Annotated in this window: 4 protein-coding genes and 1 pseudogene; all 5 read left to right on the top strand. The window is 58.8% G+C overall.

The window, feature by feature from the left end; all coding sequences use genetic code 11:
• Nucleotides 1–1,609, top strand: a pseudogene (locus RMO15_RS28355) (hypothetical protein); the annotation flags it as partial.
• Nucleotides 1,606–3,033 (top strand): sulfatase-like hydrolase/transferase, encoded by a 1,428-nt coding sequence (locus tag RMO15_RS28350; RefSeq protein ID WP_309720921.1) that lies wholly within the window; start codon nucleotides 1,606–1,608, stop codon nucleotides 3,031–3,033. The pseudogene RMO15_RS28355 and the gene RMO15_RS28350, both read left to right, overlap by 4 nt.
• A 71-nt stretch (nucleotides 3,034–3,104) precedes the next feature.
• Nucleotides 3,105–4,346: a sulfatase-like hydrolase/transferase gene (locus tag RMO15_RS28345; RefSeq protein ID WP_309720919.1), complete on the top strand. Its 1,242-nt coding sequence runs from the start codon at nucleotides 3,105–3,107 to the stop codon at nucleotides 4,344–4,346.
• The gene (locus RMO15_RS28340; protein WP_309720916.1) at nucleotides 4,343–5,779 is read left to right on the top strand and encodes a sulfatase; all 1,437 of its coding nucleotides are present in this window, start codon (nucleotides 4,343–4,345) and stop codon (nucleotides 5,777–5,779) included. The genes RMO15_RS28345 and RMO15_RS28340 overlap by 4 nt, the downstream gene beginning before the upstream one ends.
• Nucleotides 5,779–7,104: a hypothetical protein gene (locus RMO15_RS28335; RefSeq protein ID WP_309720913.1), complete on the top strand. Its 1,326-nt coding sequence runs from the start codon at nucleotides 5,779–5,781 to the stop codon at nucleotides 7,102–7,104. Before RMO15_RS28340 ends, RMO15_RS28335 begins: the two co-directional genes overlap by 1 nt.
• The last annotated feature ends 44 nt before the right edge of the window (nucleotides 7,105–7,148 follow it).

Genomic DNA, 7,148 nt, shown 5'->3' with positions numbered 1-7,148 from the left:
CCCTTCGCTCTCCCTGCCCGATCCCAGGCAAACCCAGACGGCGGAGAGTCTGTCGCACTTTGAGTCGGTGCAATTGTTTATTGATCGCGCTCTCCAAACGCAGCCAAGCTTCACGGTTACGAATGCGAACGCGCCCGCACTGGCGTCTATTTGCTTTCGTCTGGACGGGATTCCACTTGCCATTGAGCTTGCCGCCGCCCGCGCCCGCAGTCTCTCTGTTGAAGATATCAACACCAAACTTGATCAGCGTTTCCGGCTCTTGACGGGGGGAAGTCGAACGGCCTTGCCGCGCCAACAAACCCTGCGCTCGCTGATTGACTGGAGCTACGACTTACTATCCTCTGCTGAGAAAGCTCTGCTGTGTCGCCTTTCCGTCTTTGCCGGGGGCTGGACACTGGAGAGCGCCGAAGCCGTTTGTGCAGGTGAGCCTGTCGAGGATTGGGAAGTGCTCGACCACCTGACATCCCTGTGCGACAAGAGCCTTGTGGTCGCCGAACCGTCGGGGACGAGCACGCGCTATCGGCTTCTCGAAACCGTTCGCCAGTACAGCCGGGACCGGCTATTGGAAAGCGGCGATGGGGAAACCTACCGCGATAAGCATCTGGCATTTTTCCTCGCCCTTGCCGAAGAGAAAGAGCCACAGACCCGCACCGCACGGATGGCAGAGACGATGGATCTTCTGGAATCCGAACTCGACAACTTGCGTGCCGCGCTGGAATGGAGCGGCGATTCGCCCGAACGCGTCGAAGCAGCCCTGCGACTCGTCTTTGCGACGGATTATTTTATGAAGATACGCATCTCTTTCACCGAAGCACGGGAGCAGGTGTCGCGGGCGATGGCATCGCCCGAAGATGTGAGCCCGAGTCTTCGGGCCAAGGGGCTTCATATTCTGGGGGTTTACGCCACTCGCTACTATGAATTTGAGGATGCGAACCGCTTTCTGCAACAGAGCCTGGAGCTCCGGCTGGAATTGAACGAACGACTCTGCATCGCCCATACGCTCAATGCGCTGGGATGGCTAGCCCTCCAACAGAAGGACAATGCGCTCGCTCAGCAGCGGTTCGAGGCGAGTCTGGCAATTTTCCGAGAGCTGGACAATTTACAAGGTATCGCCAAAATACTCAACTGCTTAGGAGTTAATGCGCTGCATCAAAACGATGAGGTGACGGCGCTTCGCTTCCAAGAGGAACATTTGCAGATGCAACGGAAGATCGGTAACCCTGATGGCATCGGGGTTGCTCTTTACAATTTGGGTGGGATAAATTTTGAGCTCGAAAATTACGACGTTGCAGGAACCTTGTTTCGCGAGTCTCTCGGTGTCTACGTGAAGCAAAATATTAAGTCCTCGATTGCGTTGTTGCTAGAATCTATAGGTTTTGTTCTCGGCAAAAACAATTCTCTTGGGAATATGGTGCGTCTATGGGGTCAGGCAGAACGGTTGGATGAGGAAATAGGTCAGCCCAAGACCATTCATATGCGCAAGTTTTTGGACAAAAGTATCGCCGAAGCCCGCGCCGCGCTGAACGACGATGTCGCTTTCGACGCTGCGTGGCAGGAAGGGCGCACGATGAGTTTGGAGCAAGCAGTTGCGCTGGCGGAAAGCACATGAAACAACCCAATATTTTGATCGTCATGACGGATCACCAGCGCGCCGACACGGTGCGGCCTGAGCATCCGGCCCCAACACCCCATGCGGTGAAGCTGGCGCAAGAGGGGGTCACGTTTAGCCAGACCTACTGCCCGTCGCCACACTGCTGCCCGAGTCGCGCGACGTTTCACACGGGGCTCTACCCGAGCCGAACCGGGGTCTGGAACAACCTCAACAACGACATGCGGCTCTCGTGGGGCCTCAACGATGGGATTACGTGCTTCTCCGACGAGCTACGCGATGCGGGTTATGATCTGGCGTTTTGTGGCAAGTGGCACGTGGACGCACGGCGCGGCCCCAACTACTTTGGCTGGCGCAATGTAAAAGTAACCAGTGTCCCCGGCGATCACATGGGCTGGACCTGGCACGACTACGACCGGCCTGGTGCAACCGCGCAGCCCGAGACGCGTAGCCCCGGCCAGATTCTACGCCCCGGCTACCCCCCGTTTCGCCTCTACGGCACCCGTGAGCGCGACAACCACGATGAGAGCGTCACGGAGAACGCACTGCGCACGCTGCCAGAGCTGGCGCGAGGGGAGCAGCCCTGGTGCCTGTTTGTGGGCTACATCGGCCCGCACGACCCGTACTTTGTGGCGCAGAAATATCTCGACCGGGTTCCTGAGGAGCTTGTCACGCTCCCCGAGAGCTACGCCGACGATCTTAAAGATAAGCCCAATATCTACCGACGCCAGCGCGAGCAGATATGGGGCCAGCTCAGCCCCGAGGAAGTAAAAGACGCGATCCGCCACTTTTGGGCCTACTGCGCCTACCTCGACGACCAGCTCGGCTTGCTCTTAGACGCGCTGGAGGCGACGGGCCAAGCGGACGATACCCTCGTGCTCTACTGCTCTGACCACGGCGACTACTGCGGTGACCACGGGCTCTTTGCCAAGGGAATCGCCAGCTTCACCGGTGCCTACCATGTCCCCGCAATCGTCCGCTGGCCAAACGGCATCATCAACCCCAGCAGGCAGATAAACTCTCTCGTCTCGCTCGCTGACTTCGCCCCGACGTTTCGCGAGCTGGCGGGAGCCGAGCAAAAGTCCGCATCAGGGGAAAGCCTCGTGCCGTTTCTGCAAGACAGGCAGCCAGAGAGCTGGCGCGAGGCACTTCTGGGGCAGTGCAATGGGGTGGAACTTTACTACTCCCAGCGCTGGGTGCAGACCAAGAGCTGGCGCTACATCTTCAATGGCTTCGACTTCGACGAGCTCTATAACCTAGAAAGTGACCCACACCAACTGACCAATCTCTCGGAGAACCCAGACTACGCAAGTACCAAAGCCGAGCTCTGTCGCACGCTCTGGAAGCTGGCGCGGGCGGAGAACGATGCGACGATCAATCCGTACATCACGGTTGGGCTCGCGCCGGTCGGCCCTGGCGGCTAGAGTGAACTTTACGGCGCACCAGCGCGTCTTGGCTTGCATTGCACAATTATTTGTGCAATAACTCTAGACAAATGCAACGACCCAATATCCTTGTGATTCTCGTCGATGATATCGGGATGGGAGACTTTGGCTTTACCGGAGCCAAAGATATTCCGACCCCCAATATTGACCGGCTTGCCAAGTCCGGCGCGGTCTGCACCAGTGGCTATGTTACTCCGATGTGCGCCCCGACCCGCGCGGCGTTTCTCACCGGGCGCTACCCACAGCGCTTCGGCCTTGAAGACAACCGTCCCTGCGATGGGATGAAAAACGGCCTCCCGCGTGAGGTGACTCTCCTGCCACAGCGCCTACGGGAAGCGGGCTACACGACGCACTTGGTCGGGAAGTGGCACCTAGGCAAGGGCGATAACTCCGAGTTCGCCCCGCGCAACCGAGGCTTCGACACGTTCTTTGGCTACTTCGGCGCGTTTGGACAGTACGTCAATCCGACTTACTCCCGTGACGGCAAAGAGTCCGTGGTAACCGGCTACGGGACGGATCTTTTGACCGATGAAGCTTGCAAGATCATCGAGGCACGACACGACAAGCCCTATTTCTTGCATCTCGCCTACACCGCAGCGCACCTCAAGCAGGAAGCCAAGCCTGAGGACTTAGCGAAGTTTACGCACCTAGAGCCCAAGCGCCAGATGGCTGCCGCAATTATCCACAATCTAGATACAAACATTGGCAAGCTGATGACCAAGCTTGATCCCAACACGCTGGTCTTTTTTCTCTCCGACAATGGCGGCGAGCCGCGGGTACTAGGAACGCTCAACGGCCCCCTGCGAGGCCAGAAGTTCGATGTGTACGAGGGCGGCGTGCGGGTGCCATTTGTGGTGCGCTGGCCGGGTCAGATCAAACCGGGAACGCGCCTGGATACCCCCGTGAGCGCCATTGACATTCAGCCCACCGTGCTTGCTGCCGCAGGTATCCCCCAGCCGCCTGACCAAGATGGCCTCAATCTGCTCCCCGCTCTGACCCGAAAAGGCAAGCTCCCCGAGCGCCCCCACTTCTGGCACACCACCGATCACGCCACCTGGCAACAGGCCCGCCGCTCGCCTAATCTCTCCGCCGTTCGCCTCGGAGACTGGAAGCTAGTAATAAAAGAAGAAGGCGCGGTGACCGAGCTTTATAATCTTAAACAGGATCTGAGTGAGAAACAGGATCAGGCGGCAAAAGAGCCCCCGCGGGTCGCGGAGCTTCGTCAACTCTTTGATGCCTGGAACGCCAAGAATCAGCCCCAGACATTCCCCCCAAAGCAGGTGCGTAAGTGAAGATAGTTTTAACCCTAATGGGTTTGCTCTTGCTCGCTTCCCGTGTCCTTGCAGGCGAGCCTGAGAAGCCCAATATTGTCTTGATTCTCGCCGATGATCTGGGCTGGAATGCGCTGCATTGCACGGGAAATAAAGCCGTCGATACTCCGAACCTAGATCGGCTCGCGGCGCAGGGGATGCGTTTCTCCCATGCCTATGCAGAGCCGCAGTGCTCCCCGACCCGAGCGGCGCTGCTCTCCGGGCAGTGGGGCGCACGCACGGGCATGTTCCGAGTGACTACCGAGAAGCCTCCGCGCAACCCGCCGCTGATTCCAGGGGAGGCAGCCACGGCTCTCCCGCCGTCGGTAGCAACCCTGGCCCAGGATCTGAAACGCGCGGGCTACGCCACGGGGCTCTCGGGCAAGTGGCACATCGCGGACAACTACAACGCCGCCCCGCTTAAGAAGCGCCCTGGCTACTTTGCGTCGTATGGTTTTGATTTCGTGGGAGAGGCCGCTAACGACAACGACAAGAGCGTGACGGGCATCACCGACGACATGCTGGGCTTTATTGAGGCCAACAAAGCTCACCCCTTCTTTGCTTTTGTGGCGCACCACGCCCCGCACACCCCTATGGAGGCTCCTAAAGCGCTGGTGGATAAGTACATCGCGCGGGGCTTTAAGAAAAGCTCCTCGCCTGTCTGTATTCTCGCCGAGCGACCCACGGCGGATTATTTGGCGATGTTAGAGCACTTAGACACGAGTGTGGGGAAGATTCTGACAAAGCTGGACGCGCTCAAGCTCTCTCAAAACACGCTCGTGATCTTTGCCAGCGACAACGGTGGGCTTGGGCGAATGGCGGACATGGCCCCGCTACGAGACTCCAAGGGCGCTCCCTACGAAGGTGGGATTCGCGTCCCGCTGTTTATGCGCTGGCCGGGCAGGATCAAACCCGGCAGCCAGAGCGCCTTTATGACGCACACGGTGGATCTCTACCCGACACTTTTGGAGCTTGCCAGGGCGAAAACCGAGAAGCGCTTAGACGGCGTGAGCCTTGCGCCGTTTTTACTTGGTAAGGGCACTCGCCCCACACGTGACACGCTTTTCTGGCACCTGCCCACCTACACCCCGATGTACGCCCGAACTCCCTGCTCCTCGGTGCGGCAGGGGGACTGGAAGCTGGTGCACTACTACGGGGATTTTCTCGACCCGACGGGCGCGACACCAGGCAACAACGCACTCTACGGGAAACTGATCCTGGGCGAGCGCTGGGAGCTCTACAACCTCAAGGACGACCCCGAGGAGCGGCGAAACTGTGTGGCCAGTGAGCCTAAGCGTGTCGCCGCGCTGAAGCGGCTTTTGGAGGTCTTTTTGAAAGAAACCAGCGCTGCACTTCCCAAAAACAATCCCCGCTTCGACCCGAAAGATCCTGACTGGTGGAAAACGAGCAACTGATGCCGACCCAACAAGCGCAGCTTGGCAGAGCCAGCGCGACCTATATTGCCAAAATCTTGCAAGTATCTACCGGCAAGACTGTCTGGCGCTGGCGGCTGACGGAGCGCGGTTTTGCCAGCACCAAAGCCGCCGACTGCGACTGGTCGCTTCCTGGCATCCTCCCCGAAGGCGCTTCGGGAAAGCTTCTCACGCTAACGATCACACCCAGCGACGACGAAGGCTTCACCAGTAAGCATCTGGCAATCGAGGCCATCTTTGACTACGGCCCCATCCAACTCAAATATGTCATCTGGGCCTACCCCGACGCGCCTGGCATTCGCACCCAGCTCTGGCTACGAGGCACGGTTTCCCCCGTGGCCGCTGGCTCACAGGAGGAACATACAGCCATTGTCGAGATAGCGGTAGCCCGTCGGCGCTACATCGGTTACTACAACGACACCCAGCACCGTAATCTGGCAAGCACGCCGCTCCTACGCGACGAAGTGCTCACAGGGACTGGGTCAGAGACGGTTCCTTGGGCAAGTGCCGCGGGTCTGGAGAGTGAGCGAGGCGTCGGCCTGCTACTTGTCCAGGAGTCGCATAAGTGTGTCAATCAGCGCGGCGTGAATACCGGCGCTTTTGTCTTCGACGGCAAGAGCCTGATGTGCAGTGGCCTGCGCCTCGCGCCTGCCGATATCACGCCCGACCGCTGGCGCGAGTGCTGGGCGGTGTGGACGATTCAATATGATGGCCAGATACCTCTCTCACGAGCGCTCAAGCACTTTGCACGCCTGCGCTATCCCTCCGACCCGAAGCGCGATTTTTATGCCCAGGCCAACACCTGGGGCAGTGGCGGATCGAATGGCATTGACTCCAAGGCTATGGCCCACGAAGACGTTGTCCTGAAAGAGCTGGACTCCGTCGCCGACCTTGGACTGGACGCGCTCCAGATAGACGACGGCTGGCAGGGAAACCAAACACAGGGAAACCACTGGCGGCCCGATCCGATGCTCTATCCGCAGGGCTGGAAGAACGTCGTGGCGAAGGCAAAAGAGAAAAATATCACCCTCAATCTCTGGGCTGCCTCCATGAAAATTTCTTCCGAAGACCTGCGCTGGAACTTTGAGCAGGCCTACTTCCGCTCCTGGAAGCTGGACTTTGCCTCGCTCAAGACACCCGATCAGATCGAGCAGAACATCGCCAAAGTTCGGCAGTTTATTCTCTCCACAAAGCACCAGACCCGCGCCACTTGGGACGTCACCGAGAACGCCTCCCGCTACGGCTACTTCTGGGCACGTGAGTACGGCGGGGTCTGGCGGGTGCAGGTCATAAAAGTGGTGAGGTAGCAGGCTGAAAAACGCGGCGACTCCAAAAGGCAAAAAAGGAATCC

Source organism: Armatimonas sp., from assembly GCF_031410135.1.
Lineage (GTDB): Bacteria > Armatimonadota > Armatimonadia > Armatimonadales > Armatimonadaceae > Armatimonas.
Note: the sequence above shows the minus strand (reverse complement) of the source record. Positions and strands in the feature narration are given on the sequence as shown.